Source organism: Streptomyces sp. NBC_01717 (assembly GCF_036248255.1).
Lineage (GTDB): Bacteria > Actinomycetota > Actinomycetes > Streptomycetales > Streptomycetaceae > Streptomyces.
The window spans coordinates 4,806,348-4,824,362 of the sequence record NZ_CP109178.1 but is presented as its reverse complement, the minus strand read 5'-3'; the positions used below and the strand labels follow the sequence as shown (position 1 = coordinate 4,824,362).

Annotated in this window: 15 protein-coding genes; 7 read left to right on the top strand and 8 right to left on the bottom strand. The window is 66.5% G+C overall.

Features of this window, described 5'->3' with window-relative positions; all coding sequences use genetic code 11:
• Window positions 1-46: 46 nt before the first annotated feature.
• Window positions 47-1,525, bottom strand: coding sequence for a replicative DNA helicase (gene dnaB, locus OHB49_RS21830; protein ID WP_030930560.1), 1,479 nt, complete (start codon window positions 1,523-1,525; stop codon window positions 47-49).
• Window positions 1,526-1,983: 458 nt separating this feature from the next.
• On the opposite strand from dnaB, the gene OHB49_RS21825 reads away from it, so the two are divergent.
• Complete coding sequence (locus OHB49_RS21825; RefSeq protein WP_329162342.1) at window positions 1,984-3,321, top strand: MATE family efflux transporter; 1,338 nt, start codon at window positions 1,984-1,986, stop codon at window positions 3,319-3,321.
• Between the two features lie 88 nt (window positions 3,322-3,409).
• Here OHB49_RS21825 and rplI read toward each other — a convergent pair whose 3' ends face one another.
• From rplI to rpsF, 4 genes are all read right to left on the bottom strand, one after another.
• On the bottom strand, window positions 3,410-3,856 hold the full coding sequence (gene rplI / locus OHB49_RS21820) for a 50S ribosomal protein L9 (RefSeq protein ID WP_030930556.1): 447 nt from the start codon (window positions 3,854-3,856) through the stop codon (window positions 3,410-3,412).
• A gap of 18 nt (window positions 3,857-3,874) precedes the next feature.
• Window positions 3,875-4,111 (bottom strand): 30S ribosomal protein S18, encoded by a 237-nt coding sequence (gene rpsR / locus OHB49_RS21815; RefSeq protein ID WP_003967857.1) that lies wholly within the window; start codon window positions 4,109-4,111, stop codon window positions 3,875-3,877.
• A 43-nt stretch (window positions 4,112-4,154) separates the two neighbouring features.
• Entirely contained in the window at window positions 4,155-4,769 is a 615-nt protein-coding gene (locus OHB49_RS21810; protein WP_030930554.1) for a single-stranded DNA-binding protein, read from the bottom strand.
• Between the two features lie 74 nt (window positions 4,770-4,843).
• The gene (gene rpsF / locus OHB49_RS21805; RefSeq protein ID WP_030930552.1) at window positions 4,844-5,134 is read right to left on the bottom strand and encodes a 30S ribosomal protein S6; all 291 of its coding nucleotides are present in this window, start codon (window positions 5,132-5,134) and stop codon (window positions 4,844-4,846) included.
• Window positions 5,135-5,412: 278 nt separating this feature from the next.
• Here rpsF and OHB49_RS21800 point away from each other — a divergent pair, with 278 nt between their 5' ends.
• The 3 genes from OHB49_RS21800 (at window position 5,413) to OHB49_RS21790 (ending at window position 8,227) form a co-directional block, all read left to right on the top strand.
• The gene (locus OHB49_RS21800; protein ID WP_030973780.1) at window positions 5,413-5,727 is read left to right on the top strand and encodes a hypothetical protein; all 315 of its coding nucleotides are present in this window, start codon (window positions 5,413-5,415) and stop codon (window positions 5,725-5,727) included.
• Window positions 5,728-5,937: 210 nt separating this feature from the next.
• A complete protein-coding gene (locus OHB49_RS21795; protein WP_030973778.1) occupies window positions 5,938-7,056 on the top strand; it encodes a lipid II:glycine glycyltransferase FemX in 1,119 nt (372 codons plus the stop codon).
• A gap of 139 nt (window positions 7,057-7,195) precedes the next feature.
• A complete protein-coding gene (locus tag OHB49_RS21790; protein WP_030973776.1) occupies window positions 7,196-8,227 on the top strand; it encodes an alanine racemase in 1,032 nt (343 codons plus the stop codon).
• Between the two features lie 78 nt (window positions 8,228-8,305).
• Here the strand turns inward: OHB49_RS21790 and OHB49_RS21785 are convergent, their stop codons facing one another.
• Window positions 8,306-9,802 carry a glycosyltransferase family 87 protein gene (locus tag OHB49_RS21785; RefSeq protein WP_329162339.1) on the bottom strand — a complete coding sequence of 499 codons (1,497 nt, stop codon included), beginning with the start codon at window positions 9,800-9,802 and terminating at the stop codon, window positions 8,306-8,308.
• A gap of 136 nt (window positions 9,803-9,938) precedes the next feature.
• Complete coding sequence (locus OHB49_RS21780; RefSeq protein WP_329162337.1) at window positions 9,939-12,689, bottom strand: transglycosylase domain-containing protein; 2,751 nt, start codon at window positions 12,687-12,689, stop codon at window positions 9,939-9,941.
• 377 nt (window positions 12,690-13,066) lie between these two features.
• Here OHB49_RS21780 and OHB49_RS21775 point away from each other — a divergent pair, with 377 nt between their 5' ends.
• The 3 genes from OHB49_RS21775 (at window position 13,067) to OHB49_RS21765 (ending at window position 16,317) form a co-directional block, all read left to right on the top strand.
• The gene (locus tag OHB49_RS21775; protein WP_030973770.1) at window positions 13,067-13,774 is read left to right on the top strand and encodes a PadR family transcriptional regulator; all 708 of its coding nucleotides are present in this window, start codon (window positions 13,067-13,069) and stop codon (window positions 13,772-13,774) included.
• 67 nt (window positions 13,775-13,841) lie between these two features.
• Window positions 13,842-14,924 (top strand): inositol-3-phosphate synthase, encoded by a 1,083-nt coding sequence (locus OHB49_RS21770; protein ID WP_030973768.1) that lies wholly within the window; start codon window positions 13,842-13,844, stop codon window positions 14,922-14,924.
• A 124-nt stretch (window positions 14,925-15,048) separates the two neighbouring features.
• A complete protein-coding gene (locus OHB49_RS21765; RefSeq protein WP_329162335.1) occupies window positions 15,049-16,317 on the top strand; it encodes an MFS transporter in 1,269 nt (422 codons plus the stop codon).
• Between the two features lie 223 nt (window positions 16,318-16,540).
• Here OHB49_RS21765 and OHB49_RS21760 read toward each other — a convergent pair whose 3' ends face one another.
• Window positions 16,541-17,983: a CCA tRNA nucleotidyltransferase gene (locus OHB49_RS21760; protein ID WP_329162334.1), complete on the bottom strand. Its 1,443-nt coding sequence runs from the start codon at window positions 17,981-17,983 to the stop codon at window positions 16,541-16,543.
• Between the last annotated feature and the right edge of the window lie 32 nt (window positions 17,984-18,015).

Here is an 18,015-nt window from a genome sequence, read left to right as displayed (position 1 = left end):
GAACCCACCCAGGTCACGGACCCGGCGATGCTCCGCCGGGCACGCCTCAGGTCTGTGCCATGTCCACGAAGCGTGAGTAGTGGCCCTGGAACGCCACGGTGATCGTCGCCGTCGGACCGTTACGGTGCTTGGCCACCATCAGGTCCGCCTCGCCCGCTCGCGGGGACTCCTTCTCGTACGCGTCCTCGCGGTGCAGCAGGATCACCATGTCGGCGTCCTGCTCGATGGAGCCGGATTCACGCAGGTCGGACACCATCGGCTTCTTGTCCGTGCGCTGCTCAGGACCACGGTTCAGCTGGGACAGCGCGATGACCGGCAGTTCCAGCTCCTTCGCCAGCAGCTTGAGGTTTCGGGACATGTCCGAGACTTCCTGCTGACGGCTCTCGGCCCGCTTCGAACCACCGGACTGCATCAGCTGCAGATAGTCGATGATCACCAGCTTGATGTCGTTCCGCTGCTTCAGACGACGACACTTCGCCCGGATCTCCATCATCGACAGGTTCGGCGAATCGTCGATGTAGAGCGGGGCGGCCGAGACGTCCGGCATCCGGCGGGCCAGCCGCGTCCAGTCCTCGTCGGTCATCGTGCCCGAGCGCATGTGGTGCAGCGCCACCCGCGCCTCGGCGGACAGCAGACGCATCGCGATCTCGTTGCGCCCCATTTCGAGGGAGAAGATCACGCTGGGCAGGTTGTGCTTGATCGAAGCGGCCCGGGCGAAGTCCAGGGCCAGCGTGGACTTACCCATGGCCGGACGTGCCGCGATGACGATCATCTGGCCCGGGTGCAGGCCGTTCGTCAGCGCGTCGAAGTCGGTGAAGCCGGTCGGTACACCGGTCATCTCACCGGAGCGTGATCCGATCGCCTCGATCTCGTCGAGTGCGCCTTCCATGATGTCGCCGAGCGGCAGATAGTCCTCGCTGGTGCGCTGCTCGGTGACGGCGTAGATCTCGGCCTGCGCGGAGTTGACGATCTCATCGACGTCGCCGTCGGCCGCGTATCCCATCTGCGTGATCTTCGTGCCGGCCTCGACGAGTCGCCGCAGGACCGCCCGCTCGTGGACGATCTCCGCGTAGTACGAGGCGTTGGCCGCGGTCGGCACGGACTGGACGAGAGTGTGCAGGTAGGGAGCACCGCCCACCTTGGTGATCTCGCCGCGCTTGACCAGCTCGGCCGCGACCGTGATCGGGTCGGCCGGCTCGCCCTTGGCATAGAGATCGAGGATCGCCTGGAAGACGGTCTCGTGGGCGGGGCGGTAGAAGTCGTGCCCCTTGATGATCTCCACGACGTCGGCGATGGCGTCCTTGGACAGCAGCATGCCGCCGAGAACCGACTGCTCGGCGTCGAGGTCCTGCGGAGGTACGCGCTCGAAGCCGGGCGATCCACCGTCCCAGCCGCTGCTCTCCCGACCGCGGTCGTGCTGCTCACCACGGTCCCGGCTGTCACCGCGACGCTGGCGGGAAACAGGCAGACGGTCACTGGGACCGGTGTCGGTCCAGGGGTCGTCCAAAGGCTCGGGAATACTCACCGGCCACCTCCTCCCGTCCGCTCCGCGGACCCTCGCCGTGCCACTCCTTCTTACGGCACAGCACCGACAATCAAGACGCTCGACTCCGGTTCCATCACGTCGAGTTCTGTGGGATTCCAGGGCTGAAACGGGGTGTGGGCGCCGGTCCACGGTAGGCGGCCCGGCACCGTCAGCCAATCTGGTTATCCACAGGGCATGTGGACGACGGACCAGATGCTGTGGAGAACTCCGCAGAACCTGTGCACGGAGCGGGGGACAGCACTGTGGACAAACTCATAACGCCGCCATGATCACAGTCCTGACCTGGCCTTTCTCCATCCACGGGCTGTGGGGGAGAAAAACTTTCAGACTCGGCACAAGATCACGGCAAACCACGTGCAGAAGAACACAACGCGCCAGCAAATGTAAGGATCACTTATGCCTTGCATCCGTTACCTGTGGAAGGTTAGATTGCGCCCATGACCCTGGCTCCGGCGACCTCGCACTCCAGCCGTCGACGGCATGATCGCGAGATCATCGCGCTCGCCGTCCCCGCCTTCGGCGCACTCGTGGCCGAGCCCCTCTTCGTCATGGTCGACAGCGCCATCGTCGGCCATCTGGGCACACCGCAACTGGCCGGTCTGGGAGTCGCCGCGGCACTCCTCACCACCGCCGTCAGCATCTTCGTCTTCCTCGCGTACGCCACCACGGCTGCGGTCGCCCGGCGGGTAGGGGCGGGCGATCTTGCCTCCGCGATACGGCAGGGCATGGACGGCATCTGGCTGGCCCTGCTCCTCGGTGTCGCCGTCATAGCCGTGACGCTCCCCTCGGCTTCCTGGCTCGTCGAGATCTTCGGCGCTTCCGATACCGCCGCCCCGTACGCCACCACCTATCTGCGGATATCCAGTCTCGGCATCCCTGCCATGCTCATCGTGATGGCCGCGACCGGCGTACTCCGCGGCCTGCAGGACACCAGAACCCCGCTCTATGTCGCCATCGGCGGCTTCGCGGCCAACGGCGCCCTCAATGCGGGTCTTGTCTACGGCGCCGGGCTCGGCATCGCCGGATCGGCCTGGGGCACGGTGATCGCTCAGCTCGGGATGGCTGCCGCCTATCTGATCGTGGTGATACGGGGAGCGCGTCGGCACGGGGCCTCGTTGCGCCCCGACGCGACAGGAATCAGGGCCAGCGCACAGGCCGGCGTCCCCCTCCTGGTCCGTACGCTGTCGCTCCGTGCCGTACTGATGATCGCGACCGCCGTCGCCGCACGCCTCGGCGACACCGATATCGCCGCCCACCAGATCATCCTCTCCCTGTGGAGCCTGATGGCTTTCGCCCTCGATGCCATAGCCATCGCCGGGCAGGCCATCATCGGCCGCTATCTGGGAGCCAACGACACCCAGGGCGCACGTGAGGCATGCCGTCGCATGGTCCAGTGGGGCATTGCCTCGGGTGTGGTGCTCGGGGCACTGATCGTGCTCGCCAGACCCCTGTTCGTCCCGCTCTTCACCGGCGACGGAGCGGTGCAGGACACACTCATCCCGGCCTTGCTGGTGGTCGCACTGTCCCAGCCGATCGCCGGCGTGGTCTTCGTCCTGGACGGTGTGCTCATGGGCGCCGGGGACGGCCGTTACCTCGCCTGGGCCATGCTGATCACCCTGACCGCCTTCGCTCCGGTCGCCCTGCTCGTGCCCACGATCGGCGGGGGGCTGACGGCTCTGTGGTGGGCGATGACCCTGATGATGACGGTCCGCATGGTGACGCTCTGGCTGCGAACCCGTTCGGGCAAGTGGATCGTCACCGGGGCCACCCGCTGACCACCGGCCACGGAGCCTGTTTCACGTGAAACGACGAGGGGCCGCACTCCCATGGAGTGCGGCCCCTCACCTCTGGTGAGCTCTGCCCTTAGGCAGCAACGACCTCGATGCCGAGCTTCGCTGCAACCTCGGGGTGCAGACGCACGGACACCTGGTGTCCGCCGAGCGTCTTGATCGGCGAGCCGAGCTCGACGCGACGCTTGTCGACGTCCGGGCCACCGGCAGCCTTGATCGCCGAGGCGATGTCGGCCGGGGTGACGGAGCCGAAGAGACGGCCGGCGTCGCCGGAGCGAACAGCCAGACGAACCTTCACGGCCTCGAGCTTGGCCTTGACCTCGTTGGCCTGCTCGATCGTCGCGATCTCGTGGATCTTGCGGGCGCGGCGGATCTGCGCCACGTCCTTCTCGCCACCCTTGGTCCAGCGGATGGCAAAGCCACGCGGAACCAGGTAGTTACGGGCGTACCCGTCCTTGACGTCGACGACGTCGCCGGCAGTGCCGAGGCCGGAGACCTCGTGGGTGAGGATGATCTTCATTATTCGGTCACCCTTCCCTTATCGCGCGGTGGACGTGTAGGGCAGCAGCGCCATCTCACGGCTGTTCTTGACTGCCGTGGCGACGTCACGCTGGTGCTGCGTGCAGTTGCCGGTGACGCGGCGGGCACGGATCTTGCCGCGGTCGGAAATGAACTTCCGCAGCATGTTCGTGTCCTTGTAGTCCACGTACTGGGTCTTGTCCTTGCAGAACGCGCAGACCTTCTTCTTAGGCTTGCGCACAGGCGGCTTCGCCATGGTGTTTCTCCTGTGTGATCAAGAAGTGGGGGTACGAGCTTCCCTAGAAGGGAGGCTCGTCCGAGTAGCCGCCGCCAGAACCGCCGGAACCGCCGGAGCTTCCGCCCCAACCGCCTCCGCCGCCCTGCTGACCCCCGCCCTGCTGGCCGCCTGCCGGCGCGCTGGTGGCCCACGGGTCGTCGGCGGGAGCACCGCCGCCACCCTGCTGGCCACCGCCACTGGGACCGCCGCCCCAGTTGCCGCCGCCCTGCTGGCCACCGCCGTAACCACCCTGGCCGCCCTGGCCACCGCGACCGGTGGTCTTGGTGACCTTGGCCGTGGCGCTCTTGAGGCTGGGGCCGACTTCCTCGACGTCCAGCTCGTAGACCGTGCGCTTCACGCCTTCGCGGTCTTCGTACGACCGCTGCTTCAGCCGGCCCTGCACGACAACGCGCATGCCTCGCTGAAGCGACTCGGCGACGTTCTCCGCCGCCTGCCGCCAGACCGAGCAGGTGAGGAACAGGCCTTCGCCGTCCTTCCACTCATTGGTCTGCCGGTCGAAGATGCGGGGAGTGGACGCGACACGGAACTTCGCGACCGCCGCACCGGACGGGGTGAAGCGCAGCTCGGGGTCGTCGACGAGATTGCCGACGACCGTGATGACGGTCTCGCCTGCCATGGGTGAACCTCTCGGCGGGGATTGCTTCTGGCTGCTTGCTGCTACTCGAACCCGATGACCGCTGAGCTAGATGCTCAGTGGATCTCGGGACGGAGGACCTTGGTCCGGAGGACCGACTCGTTCAGGTTCATCTGGCGGTCGAGCTCCTTGACGATCGCAGGCTCGGCCTGCAGATCGATGACCGAGTAGATGCCCTCGGGCTTCTTCTTGATCTCGTAAGCGAGACGACGACGGCCCCAGGTGTCGACCTTCTCAACCTTTCCGTTGCCCTCACGGACGACGGAGAGGAAGTTCTCGATCAGCGGGGAGACAGCGCGCTCCTCGAGATCGGGGTCGAGGATGACCATCACCTCGTAGTGACGCATGTGGAACCCACCTCCTTTGGACTCAGCGGCCACGGTCGTTCCGTGGCAGGAGGGTCGTGATGCGTAAAGCAACAGTGTCTCCGAGTAAAACAGCCGGCACTGACAACGCCCTCCATCGAGAGGGGCTGATGTGCTGGCCTGGGCAGACACCGGTGCAGACCGTACAGAGTACCCGCACACCGGCTTCCGGTTGAAATCCGGTGCTCAGGAGACGCAGTCTGTACACATCGGGTGTGAGCGGCGACACGATGCGCCGCCTTTCGGCCAGGAGGTACTCCATGGCACAGACAATGCGAACCCGCCCTGCCGTTTCCCTGCTGGCCACGGACGGCAGGCCACATCCGCTCCAGGACGCCCTGGTGGCGGTGACCGTCGTTCTCGGCCTTCTCGCCTTCGTGACGGCGATGTTCCACAGTCTGCATCTGATCAGCTCGTGGGCCGGACTCGTCGGGATCCTGACGGGTGCGTACGGGCAGTACATCTCGGTGACCACACGCGAGAGGTTCCCGCTGATCCTCGGCATGGGCGCGTCCGCCATCGGATTCTTCCTGGGCATGGCCCATGGAGGCCTCTTCGGCGGCGTGGTCGGCTGATCCCGGCCCGGACCCGGCCGAACGCACCGGGACCCGGCGCCGGTCCGCACCACGGGGCCGTCCAGGTCCCGGTGGACCGGCCTGCCGGGTTCCACCGGGTCGGCAAGGTCCCATAGGGCCAGACGGGGCGCTCCCCGGTCGCAGTAGGCTTCGGCGCGAGAGCCGGAGCCCCTGACCGATGGGGACACACCTGCCGAGGAGCGCCCCGACATGAGCCTGACCCTGAGGACCATCAGCCGAGAGCAGCATCTGGCGTACATCCAGAGTCTGCCTTCGGCCAGTCACTGCCAGGTCCCGGCGTGGGCTGATGTGAAGACCGAATGGCGCTCGGAGAATCTGGGATGGTTCGACAAGAGCGGCAAGTTGGTCGGCGCCGGCCTGGTCCTGTACCGCCAGCTGCCCAAGATCAAGAGGTATCTCGCGTACCTCCCCGAAGGCCCGGTCATCAACTGGTACGCCCCGAACCTGGACGACTGGCTGCAGCCGATGCTGGCGCATCTCAAGCAGCAGGGGGCCTTCTCCGTGAAGATGGGCCCGCCGGTGGTCATCCGTCGCTGGGACTCGGCCGCCATCAAGTCCGGTATCCAGGACCCTGATGTGAAGCGCCTGCGCGACGTGGAGGCCACCCACATCGAGCCTCGTGCCTTCGAAGTCGCCGACCGGCTGAGGAAGATGGGCTGGCAGCAGGGCGAGGACGGCGGCGCCGGATTCGGTGACGTACAACCGCGCTACGTCTTCCAGGTCCCGCTGGCCAACCGGTCGCTGGAAGACGTCCTCAAGGGCTTCAACCAGCTGTGGCGCCGCAACATCAAAAAGGCCGAGAAGGCCGGTGTCGAGGTCGTCCAGGGCAGTTACGAGGACCTCGCCGAATGGCAGCGACTGTACGAGATCACCGCGGTCCGCGACCACTTCCGGCCGCGCCCGCTCTCTTATTTCCAGCGCATGTGGACGGTACTCAACTCCGAGGACCCCAACCGCATGCGGCTCTATTTCGCGCGGCACAACGGCGTGAACCTGTCGGCGGCGACGATGCTCGTCGTCGGTGGCCACGTCTGGTACTCGTACGGCGCATCCGACAACATCGGGCGCGAGGTCCGGCCCTCGAACGCGATGCAGTGGCGCATGCTGCGCGACTCGTATGCGATGGGCGCGACCGTCTACGACCTTCGTGGCATCAGCGACTCGCTCGACGAGACGGACCATCTCTTCGGTCTGATCCAGTTCAAGGTCGGCACCGGCGGCGAAGCCGTCGAGTACGTCGGCGAGTGGGACTTCCCGCTCAACAAGCTGCTCCACAAGGCTCTCGATATGTACATGTCGCGCCGCTGACGAAAACGAAAACGGCTTCATTCGTTTCAATAGGTGCTTCAGCAGGCATGCCGGAAGGCAGGCCAACAATCTCAGGCACTTCATCAAGCTCCGCATACCTCTGATACACCGCAGCCACCAGAAAGGTTCCGGACCGGCCATGGCGCTCTCCCTCTACGTCGACACCGCGCGCTGGCGGGCGCACCAGAAATCCGTGCTCGACCAGTTCCCCGGGCTCGTCCCGGTCTGCAAGGGCAACGGATACGGCTTCGGCCACGAGCGGCTCGCCGACGAGGCGATCCGCTTCGGCTCCGACACCCTGGCCGTCGGCACCACCTATGAGGCGGCCCGCATAAAGGACTGGTTCAGCGGCGATCTGCTGGTGCTCACCCCGTTCCGGCGGGGCGAGGAGCCGGTGCCACTGCCCGACCGCGTCATCCGGTCCGTGTCCTCCGTGGACGGTGTGCACGCGCTGGTCGGGGCCCGGGTCGTCATCGAGTGCATGAGCTCGATGAAGCGTCACGGCGTCAAGGAGGAGGAGCTGGGGCAGCTGCACGCCGCCATCGAGGACGTACGCCTCGAAGGTTTTGCCCTGCACCTGCCGCTGGACCGGACGGACGGCTCGGACGCGGTCGAGGAGGTCATCGGCTGGATGGACCGCCTGCGGGCGGCCCGGCTGCCGCTGCACACCATGTTCGTCAGTCATCTGCGTGCCGAGGAACTGGCCCGGCTGCAGCAGCAGTTCCCGCAGACCCGCTTCCGCGCCCGCATCGGCACGCGGCTGTGGCTCGGCGACCACGACGCGACGGAGTACCGGGGCTCCGTCCTCGACGTCACACGTGTCGTCAAGGGCGACCGGTTCGGCTACCGCCAGCAGAGGGCCGCCTCCGACGGCTGGCTGGTGGTCGTGGCCGGCGGTACGTCCCACGGTGTGGGCCTGGAGGCCCCGAAGGCCCTGCACGGCGTGATGCCGCGGGCCAAGGGCGTCGCCCGCGCAGGCCTGGCCACGGTCAACCGCAATCTGTCGCCGTTCGTCTGGGCGGGCAAGCAGCGCTGGTTCGCCGAGCCGCCGCACATGCAGGTGTCGATCCTGTTCGTACCTGCGGACGCACCGGAGCCGAAGGTCGGGGACGAGCTGGTCGCCCATCTGCGCCACACGACCACCCAGTTCGACCGCCTCGTCGACCGCTGAGGCGCCGGGCCGACCCGGAGAACGACCGTTGAGGCCAGGGCCTCGCCGGAGGCTCGCAGCCTTCCGGCGAGGCCCGGCTCAGTCGGTGGCGGATTCGTGCGTCGCGCCCCACTCCACCCACGGCCCCTCGACCGCGTGCGCCGCGTGCCGCGGCCGGTGCGTCGCTGCGTGTCCCAGTACGAAGGCGTCCTCGGCGCCGTCGAGCACCCCACCAGACGGATCGTCCGACCCGTCGCTGCGTACGACGTCCCGCTCCGGCATCAAGATGTCCCGTACGACGACGGCGCAGAGGTACAGCGTGCCCAGCAGATGCACGGCGATCGCCAGCTGGTAGCCCTCCGTCGGCAGCCCCTGGTGCTTGTCGCCGCTCGTCGTGTACGCGAGGTACATCCAGATCCCCAGGAAGTACATGACCTCGCACGCCTGCCAGATGAGGAAGTCCCGCCAGCGCGGCCTGGCCAGCGCCGCAAGAGGGATCAGCCACAGCACGTACTGTGGCGAATAGACCTTGTTCGTGAGGATGAACGCCGCGACGACGAGAAACGCGAGCTGAGCGAAGCGGGGCCGGCGCGGGGCCATCAGGGTCAGCACGCCGATGCCCGCGCACAGCAGGATCGTCAGCAGCAGCGAAATGTTGTTCACGGTGTCGACCGAGATGGAGATGCCGGCACGCTGCGCGATGATCAGCCAGAACGAACCGAAGTCGAGCGGCCGGTCGTGGCTGAACGTGTAGAACTTCTTCCACCCCTCGGGCGCGAACACCATCACCGGCAGGTTCACCACCAACCAGGACGCGGCCGCGCCGAGCGTCGCCACGAAGAACTCCCGCCATTTGCCCGCGCGCCAGCAGAGCACGAAGATCGGCCCCAACAGGAACACGGGATAGAGCTTGGCGGCCGTGGCGAGGCCGATGAGGATGCCGAACGCAAGCGCCCGCTGCCGGGACCACATGAGCATGGCCGCGGCCGTCAGGGCGACGGCCAGCAGGTCCCAGTTGATCGTCGCGGTGAGCGCGAAGGCGGGCGCCAGGGCGACCAGCAGCCCGTCCCACGGACGGCGCCGGTGTGTACGGGCGACACACACGGCCATGACCGCGGTGCAGATCATGAGCATGCCCGCGTTGACCATCCAGTACATCTGCTCGCGGTACTGCATGGAGCCGCCGGGCGTCAGCCAGGCCGCGACCTGCATGAACACACCCGTCAGTACGGGGTACTCGAGGTACTGCATGTCGCCGCTCAGCCGGTCGAAGTACGGCACGAGGCCGTCGGCGAAGCCACGCCCGACGAAGAGATGCGGAATGTCGGAGTAGCACGCGTGCGTGTACTGCGAACTGGCGCCTCTGAACCACGCCCAGTTGTAGCAGGGCGCCTTCTGCACCATGCCGAGCGCAAACATCCCGATCGCCACCAGCGCGACGACACGCACGGGTGTGAGCGGGCCGGTGCCGATCCTCGCCCAGCGTCCCGACCGGCCACCGATCAGCTCACTGCCGGCCACCGCGATCTCGTCCTGTTGCGTGGGCCGTACGACGGGCCGCTCCTGGTGCACGCTCGTGTCCTCTGCGCTTGGCATGCCGCACATCCTGCCGTACGGGACTGTGGAAACGGTGAGGGCCGCCGCACCGAGTGGTGCGGCGGCCCTGGGGACATCCTCCTGCGGCTCCCCTTCGCCGGCCTGCCGGCCGAGTGGAGCGCTTGCCTGCCGGGCGCTACCCGGCCGGACCTCCGAAGATGTTGCCGTTCCCGTTCCCGTTGCCGTTGCCGTTCCCGCCGGTGTCCGTGGTACCACCGTCGGCCGCTGACGTACCGGTAGTGGTTCCGGTGTCCGTACTGCCCGTACCGCCGTCAGTCGTGCCGGTGGTGGTGCCTCCGCCGGTGTCGGTTCCGCTGCTGGTGCCGCCGTTGTTGTTCTGGCAGTTCCAGTCCCATGCCCCGCAGCTGTCGCTCGGGTCGGGCGTCGGTACGGAGGGAGTCGTCGAAGGCGTCGAGGACGGCGTGCTGGAGGGGGTCTCCGAAGGCACGATGCTCGGCGTCGGGCTGGGGCTCTTCGCGCCACCGCCATAGACCGTTTCGCCCCAGGGCTCCGGCTTCGTGAAGCTCTCCGGCGTAGTTCCCTTCAGCGCCTCGATCATGTAGTCGTGCCAGATCTGGGCCGGGAACGAGGCACCGTGGATCGTCTTCTCGCCACCCGTGCCGTACATCTTCTCGAACTTACGGTTCTTGTGCTTCTCGTTGTCGTCCAGCCGGTACATGCTGATGGCCGTCGACAGCTGCGGGGTGTAGCCCACGAACCAGGCGGACTTGTTGTCGTCCGTCGTACCGGTCTTGCCCGCGACGTCGCGGCCGGGGAGCTGGGCAGGCGTGCCGGTTCCCTTCTCCACGACGTTCTTCAGAACGTCGGTGACGTTGTCGGCGATGGCGTTGTCGAAGGCACGCTTGTTGACCTTCTTGTGCTGATAGATGACCTCGCCGCGGTACTTGACGTCTTCGACCGAGTACGGATCGTGCTGCAGACCGCTGGTGGCGAAGGTGCCGTACGCCCCCGCCATCCGGATGGCACTCGGCTGGGACGTACCGATAGAGAAGGACGGAACGGTCGAGTCCGCCATGGAGCTGTCGTCACGCAGACCTGCGGCGACGGCGACCTCCTTCACCTTGTCGGTGCCGACGTCCATACCGAGCTGGACGTACGGGGAGTTGGCGGACCACTGCATGGCCTCGCGAAGGGTGATGTTGCCCCTCGACTCATGGCCGTCGTTGGACTGCAGCCACTCCTTGCCGTTCTCATCGGTCCAGACCTCACCGTTGTACTTCTTGATCTTCAGCAGGTCGTCGGCGTTGTAGATGCTCTTCGGCGAGACCTTCGTACGCTGCGCCTCGTCCTGAACCTGCTCGCCGGCCGGGTCACGCTTGCCGTACTCCATCGCGGCCGTCAGCACGAACGGCTTGAAGGTCGAACCGACCTGCGCACCGGTGGTGTCGGCGTTGTTGGTGTAATGCGTCGTCGCATTCTGGCCGCCGTAGATCGCGGCGATGGCACCAGTATTCGGATCCACCGACGCGCCACCGAACTGGACGTGCGTGTCCGTCGTGGGGCGCTGCTTCGGCTTGATCTTGTTGTCGTAGACCTTCTTGACAGCGGCGTTGAGCTTGTCCACCTTGCTCTTCACGAAGGTGGTGTGGATCTCGTACCCGCCCTGGGCAAGCTTGTCAGCGGTGATGCCATTGGTGTTGTTGTTGAGGAAGTTCGACTTGGCCAGGTCCACCAGATAACCGATCTGGCCGCCCAACTCCGCACTCTTCTTCGGCGGGTCCGGCATGGGGAAACCCTGCTTCAGGAACTTCTGGCGATCCCCAGCCGTCATCCGGCTGTCCTTCACCTCTTCCTCGAGGATCCAGGCCCAGCGCTTCTTCGCGCGATCCAGGTTCTTCGCCGCGGTGGCCTGTACGGGGTCGTACTCGGGCGCACCCGCCGGATCGTAGTAGGTTGCACCCTTGAGCAACGTGGCCAGGAAGGCACACTGGCTCGCGTCCAGATCCCTGGCGTCCTGGCCGTAGTACGTACGGGCCGCGGCCTGGATCCCCGATGCACCTCGTCCGTAGTACGAGATGTTGAGGTAGTCGGCCATGATGTCCTTCTTGTCCATCGTCTTGCCGACCTTGAGCGTGATGAACAACTCCTCGAACTTGCGGCTCAGTGTCTGATCCTGAGAAAGCCGCGAGTTCTTCACATACTGCTGGGTGATCGTCGAGCCACCCTGGGTCTCACCGCCCTTGGCCATGTTGTAGAGGGCCCGGGCGATGCCCATGGGGTCGATACCACTGTCCGTTTCAAACGACTTGTTCTCCGCCGAGATGACAGCGTTCCGCATGGCTGCGGGGATCTGCGAGTAATCGATGATCTGACGGTTGGTCTCACCACCCGTCGCGACCATCTGCTTGCCGTTCGCCCAGTAATAGACGTTGTTCTCCGCCTTGGCAGCATCCTTCACCTGGGGCGTGCCGACCATCGCGTACGCCAGCCCGGCGGCCCCCATGAGCAGGCCCAGGAAACCGATGCACAGACCGGAGACCAGCTTCCACGACGGCATCCAGCGCCTCGCGCCGTACTTGCCGGCGCGCGGGTAGTCGATGAAGCGCTTCTTGGCAGGAGGCTGATTGCCGCGTCCCCGGCCCCTGCCGGGGCCTTCGCGCCCGTCGCCGCCACCACGGCGGCGACCCCCTCCGCCATAACCCGCGCCACCCCCCTCGGCGGCACGACGCCCGCCGCGCTGGGCGGCCCTCCTGGCCTCGGCACGTCCGCCGTACGGACTCTCCCCGCCATAAGAATCGGAAGGTGACTCGGAAGTTACTCCGCGTGACGGCGCTGCACGGCGTCCTGAGGACGACTGGGCGGCTCGTCTGGCCGCGGCACGCCCGCCACCTTGCGGTTGCTGCGTTTTGCGACGGTGCTCGCTCATCGAACGACTACTCCTCGGGCAGGCGAGAACGCCTGGAAGCGGCAGTTGAGATCCGGTCCCCCCGAATTACGGACCAGCCCTGCGACAGGCTCATCCGCAGCCGATCCGATCGGTCCGCGATGACTGACGCGCGCGGACGCCACACGGTTCCCGGTGGTCTGCATGCCGCACAGACTACGCACGGTCAAAACCCCCCTAGGGCCGAAGTTCACCCCAAATAACGCAAGTCGCTTCCTACGAATTGATGATGTGACGCCGTTCACGACGGTCCCCCTTGTCGCAACGCGACGAGCGATCTATCGTCAGGATGTATCGAGTCGATACATCAGCTCGGCATAGGGCTCCGCGAGAGCACTCGGAGTAAGGAGGAGGCGAAGTTGAGCAGACGCTCCGGCATCCTCGAATTCGCCGTACTCGGCCTGCTCCGCGAGTCGCCGATGCACGGGTACGAACTGCGCAAGCGCCTCAACACCTCGTTGGGGATCTTCCGCGCCTTCAGCTACGGCACCCTCTACCCCTGCCTAAAGACGCTGGTCGCCAACGGCTGGTTGATCGAGGAAACAGGAAATGCTCCCGTCGACCTCCCGCCCGCCACCGGCCGTGCGGTCGCCCCTGCCTCTTCACTGGCTGGGCGCCGCGCCAAGATCGTCTACCGGCTGACGGCAGAAGGTAAGGAGCACTTCGAGGAGCTGCTCTCGCACACCGGCCCCGACTCCTGGGAGGACGAGCACTTCGCAGCCCGCTTCGCCTTCTTCGGGCAGACGGAGCACGAGGTGCGGATGCGTGTGCTGGAAGGCCGCCGCAGCCGGCTGGAGGAGCGCCTGGAGAAGATGCGCGCCTCTCTGGCACGAACCCGCGAGCGACTCGACGACTACACACTTGAGCTGCAGCGACATGGCATGGAGTCCGTGGAGCGCGAAGTGCGCTGGCTGAACGAGCTCATCGAGAGCGAGCGGTCGGGACGGGATCAGCGACGATCCTCGCCCGAGGGCTCGGCTCCGCAGAACACAGCAGGAGAGTCGGACGGCCTGCCCCGGCATCGGGGTCACACCCCGCCGGATCCGTCCGACGACCCCGGCAAATGAAGTCCCGGCAGTTCCGCAGGGCCTTCATCGGAATCACCGAGAACACTCAACACAGGGAGCAACCGGAATGGGTTCGGTTCGCGTAGCCATCGTCGGCGTGGGCAACTGCGCCGCCTCGCTGGTGCAGGGCGTCGAGTACTACAAGGACGCCGATCCGGCCGGCAAGGTGCCTGGTCTGATGCACGTCCAGTTCGGCGAGTACCACGTGCGTGACGTCGAGTTCGTCGCCGCCTTCGATGTCGACGCGAAGAAGGTCGGCCTCGACCTCGCGGACGCCATCGGCGCGAGCGAGAACAACACGATCAAGATCGCCGACGTGCCGAACACCGGCGTGACGGTCCAGCGCGGCCACACCCACGACGGTCTGGGCAAGTACTACCGCGAGACCATCGAGGAGTCCACCGAGGCGCCGGTCGACATCGTCCAGGTCCTCAAGGACAAGCAGGTCGACGTTCTCGTCTGCTACCTGCCCGTCGGTTCCGAGGTCGCTGCGAAGTTCTACGCGCAGTGCGCCATCGACGCCAAGGTCGCGTTCGTCAACGCCCTCCCGGTCTTCATCGCCGGCACCAAGGAGTGGGCTGACAAGTTCACCGAGGCCGGTGTCCCGATCGTCGGCGACGACATCAAGTCGCAGGTCGGCGCCACCATCACGCACCGCGTGATGGCGAAGCTCTTCGAGGACCGGGGCGTCGTCCTGGACCGCACGATGCAGCTGAACGTCGGCGGCAACATGGACTTCAAGAACATGCTCGAGCGTGAGCGCCTTGAGTCCAAGAAGATCTCCAAGACGCAGGCCGTCACCTCCCAGATCCGTGACCGTGAGCTGGGTGCGGACAACGTGCACATCGGCCCGTCGGACTACGTGGCCTGGCTGGACGACCGCAAGTGGGCGTACGTGCGCCTCGAGGGTCGCGCCTTCGGTGACGTTCCGCTGAACCTGGAGTACAAGCTCGAGGTCTGGGACTCCCCGAACTCCGCCGGTGTCATCATCGACGCCGTGCGTGCCGCGAAGATCGCCAAGGACCGCGGCATCGGTGGCCCGATCCTCTCCGCGTCCTCGTACTTCATGAAGTCCCCGCCGGTCCAGTACTTCGACGACGAGGCCCGTGAGAACGTCGAGAAGTTCATCAACGGCGACGTCGAGCGCTGACCCGACCGGAAACGGCGTGTCACCGTAGGAGAGAGATGAGCGGCAACGCTCCGCCTCTCCCGCATCGTTGAGGGTCCCCGGGTAATCCGCCCGGGGACCCTCAACGTATGTGACCCTTGCCCTCATGCCCGTCGTACGTGATCTGCGCGTACTCCTGCGCCTTCGGAACTTCCGTCGTCTGCTCGCCGTACGGCTCCTCTCCCAGTCCGCCGACGGCGTCTACCAGGTCGCCCTCGCCGCACACGTCGTCTTCTCCCCGGAGAAGCAGACATCGGCGGGAGCCATCGCCTCCGCGATGGCCGTACTGCTGCTTCCGTACTCGCTCATCGGCCCCTTCGCCGGCGTCTTCCTGGACCGCTGGCCGCGCCGCCAGGTCTTTCTGTACGGCAATCTGCTGCGCACCGCCCTCGCCTGCTGCACCGCCCTGCTGATCCTCGGCACCGCGCCCGACTGGCTCTTCTACGCCTCGGCGCTGTGCGTCACCGCGGTCAACCGCTTCGTACTGGCGGGCCTCTCGGCCGCGCTGCCCCGGGTCGTCGACGAGGACCGACTGGTCATGGCCAACTCGCTCTCACCGACCGCGGGAACGCTCGCCGCCACGGCGGGCGGCGGCCTTGCCTTCGCTGTACGTCTGGTCGCGGCGGACTCCGATGCGGCGGTCGTGCTGCTGGGCGCGGGGCTCTACCTGGCGTCGGCGCTGGCATCCCTGCGCCTTGCGGCCGGTCTCCTCGGGCCGGATCCGGGCGGCCCCCGTCTCCGGCTGAGGGATGCCCTGGCCACCACCGCACGGGGACTCGTCGGCGGACTGCGCCATCTGGCGGAGCGGAAGGACGCAGCACGGGCACTGGCCGCCATCACGGTTATCCGGTTCTGCTACGGGTCGCTGACCGTCATGGTGCTGATGCTGTGCCGGTACGCCTGGTCCGACAGCAACTCCGGCGGACTGGCCCTGCTCGGCCTTGCCGTGGGGTTCTCAGGTGCGGGATTCTTCGCGGCCGCCCTGGTGACGCCCTGGGCGGTGGGGCGGCTCGGCCGGTTCCGCTGGATGGCGGCCTGTGCCGCCGCGGCCGCCGTCCTCGAACCCGCGCTGGGGTTGTGGTTCAGCCCCGAACCGATGCTGATCGCGGCGTTCATCCTCGGAGTGGTCACCCAGGGGGCGAAGATCGCAACGGACACCGTCGTGCAGACGTCGGTGGACGACTCGTTCCGAGGCCGGGTCTTCTCCCTGTACGACGTGCTGTTCAACGTGGCCTTTGTGGGCGCTGCCGCAGTAGCCGCCCTGCTCCTGCCTCCTGACGGCGAGTCGGCCGCAGTGGTGATCGGAGTTGCCGCGCTCTACACGATCGTCGCAGTGGCGATGTTCCGGTGGAGTCGCGTCGCTGGATCGCTATAGCGTGCGTGCGCCGAAGGGAAGGATGACGGACATCCAGGGAGCGCCGAATGGCCTATCCGCCGCAGCGAGGCCCCGGACCGTACGGGCAGCGGCCCCACGGCCGTAACCGACGGGCCGACCTCGAAGCCGGTAGACGCGACGAGGGCACTGTTTCACGTGAAACAGTGCCCTCGTCGCGTCGGTCGCGTCATGTTTCACGTGAAACATGACGCCGGCTCCGACTTCAGTTCTGCGCGGCCCACCACTTCTTGAGCTCAGCGACCGCGGCGTCGTGCGCCATCGGGCCGTGCTCCATCCGCAGCTCCAGCAGGAACGCGTACGCCTTGCCGATCACCGGCCCAGGACCGACACCCAGCGTCTGCATGATCTCGTTGCCGTCCAGGTCGGGCCGGATGGCGTCCAGCTCCTCCTGGTTCTTCAACTGCGTAATGCGCTCCTCGAGTGCGTCATACGTCCGCGAGAGGGCACTGGCCTTGCGCTTGTTCCGCGTCGTGCAGTCCGAGCGGGTCAGTTTGTGCAGCCGCTCCAGCAGCGGACCCGCATCACGCACATACCGGCGAACGGCGGAGTCGGTCCACTCCCCGTCGCCGTAGCCGTGGAAGCGCAGGTGCAGCTCCACCAGCTTCGAGACGTCCTTGATCATGTCGTTGGAGTACTTGAGCTCAGCCATTCGCTTCTTGACCATCTTGGCGCCCACCACCTCGTGGTGATGGAACGAGACGCGCCCGTCCTTCTCGAAGCGCCGGGTCCGCGGCTTGCCGATGTCATGGAGCAGCGCCGCGAGCCGCAGAGTCAGATCGGGTCCGTCCTCCTCCAGATCGATCGCCTGCTCCAGGACGGTCAGCGAGTGCTCGTAGACATCCTTGTGACGGTGATGCTCGTCACTTTCCAGTCGCAGCGCGGGCAGCTCCGGCAGCACCTGCTGCGCCAGCCCCGTGGAGACCAGCAAGCCAAGACCCTTCCGGGGGTGAGCGGAGAGCAGCAGCTTGTTGAACTCCTCACGGACCCGCTCGGCGGAGACGATCTCGATACGTCCTGCCATCTCAGTCATCGCGGTAACCACATCGGGGGCGACATCGAAGTCCAACTGCGCGGCGAAGCGCGCGGCGCGCAGCATGCGCAGCGGGTCGTCGGAAAACGACTCCTCGGCCGTCCCGGGGGTACGCAGCACGCGCTCCGCCAAGTCCTCACGGCCGCCGTGCGGGTCGATGAATTCCTTCTGCGGCAGCGCGACAGCCATCGCGTTGACCGTGAAGTCGCGGCGTACGAGGTCTTCCTCGATGGAGTCGCCGTAGGAAACCTCCGGTTTGCGCGAGGTCCTGTCGTACGCCTCTGACCGATACGTGGTGACTTCGACCTGGTAGCCGTTCTTCTGGCACCCCACCGTGCCGAAGGCGATGCCGACCTCCCACACCGAGTCCGCCCACGGGCGGACGATCTTCAGGACGTCCTCGGGGCGGGCATCGGTGGTGAAGTCCAGGTCGTTCCCCAGCCTGCCGAGAAGCGCGTCCCGGACCGAGCCGCCAACCAGGGCGAGACTGAATCCGGCATCCTGGAAACGGCGGGCGAGGTCGTCGGCGACCGGGGACACCCGCAGCAGTTCACTGACTGCGCGGTGCTGCACCTGGGTCAGGGCACTGGAGATGTCTTCATTGGCGTTCGGCACAACAGAAAAGGGTACGTGCCCGGACCGGCCCG

Bases quoted from the DNA above. Each gene is read 5' to 3' on its own strand.
- OHB49_RS21780 (WP_329162337.1), bottom strand. From the start codon at position 12,689: ATGAGCGAGCACCGTCGCAAAACGCAGCAACCGCAAGGTGGCGGGCGT.
- rplI (WP_030930556.1), bottom strand. From the start codon at position 3,856: ATGAAGATCATCCTCACCCACGAGGTCTCCGGCCTCGGCACTGCCGGC.
- OHB49_RS21795 (WP_030973778.1), top strand. From the start codon at position 5,938: ATGAGCCTGACCCTGAGGACCATCAGCCGAGAGCAGCATCTGGCGTAC.
- OHB49_RS21825 (WP_329162342.1), top strand. From the start codon at position 1,984: ATGACCCTGGCTCCGGCGACCTCGCACTCCAGCCGTCGACGGCATGAT.
- rpsR (WP_003967857.1), bottom strand. From the start codon at position 4,111: ATGGCGAAGCCGCCTGTGCGCAAGCCTAAGAAGAAGGTCTGCGCGTTC.
- OHB49_RS21765 (WP_329162335.1), top strand. From the start codon at position 15,049: ATGCCCGTCGTACGTGATCTGCGCGTACTCCTGCGCCTTCGGAACTTC.
- rpsF (WP_030930552.1), bottom strand. From the start codon at position 5,134: ATGCGTCACTACGAGGTGATGGTCATCCTCGACCCCGATCTCGAGGAG.
- OHB49_RS21790 (WP_030973776.1), top strand. From the start codon at position 7,196: ATGGCGCTCTCCCTCTACGTCGACACCGCGCGCTGGCGGGCGCACCAG.
- OHB49_RS21785 (WP_329162339.1), bottom strand. From the start codon at position 9,802: ATGCCAAGCGCAGAGGACACGAGCGTGCACCAGGAGCGGCCCGTCGTA.
- OHB49_RS21770 (WP_030973768.1), top strand. From the start codon at position 13,842: ATGGGTTCGGTTCGCGTAGCCATCGTCGGCGTGGGCAACTGCGCCGCC.
- OHB49_RS21810 (WP_030930554.1), bottom strand. From the start codon at position 4,769: ATGGCAGGCGAGACCGTCATCACGGTCGTCGGCAATCTCGTCGACGAC.
- OHB49_RS21800 (WP_030973780.1), top strand. From the start codon at position 5,413: ATGGCACAGACAATGCGAACCCGCCCTGCCGTTTCCCTGCTGGCCACG.